Source organism: Citrobacter sp. TBCS-14, from assembly GCF_005280805.1.
In the GTDB taxonomy this organism is placed as follows: Bacteria; Pseudomonadota; Gammaproteobacteria; order Enterobacterales; family Enterobacteriaceae; genus Citrobacter; species Citrobacter gillenii.
This window is the reverse complement of the sequence record NZ_SZWM01000726.1, coordinates 1-201: the sequence shown is the minus strand read 5'-3', so window position 1 is coordinate 201 and position 201 is coordinate 1. Positions and strand designations below refer to the sequence as shown.

Below are 201 nucleotides of genomic sequence, written 5' to 3'. Positions count from 1 at the left end.
GATCATCATTTCGCACGACCGTCACTTCCTGAACATGGTCTGTACACACATGGCGGATCTGGACTATGGCGAACTGCGTGTTTATCCGGGTAACTACGACGAATACATGACGGCGGCAACCCAGGCGCGTGAACGTCTGCTGGCCGATAACGCCAAGAAGAAAGCACAGATTGCCGATCTGCAATCCTTCGTCAGCCGCTT

1 pseudogene is annotated in these 201 nt (G+C 53.7%); it reads left to right on the top strand.

Annotated features, from left to right (window positions below):
• Positions 1 to 201, top strand: a pseudogene (locus FDX22_RS20950) (ABC-F family ATPase); the annotation flags it as partial.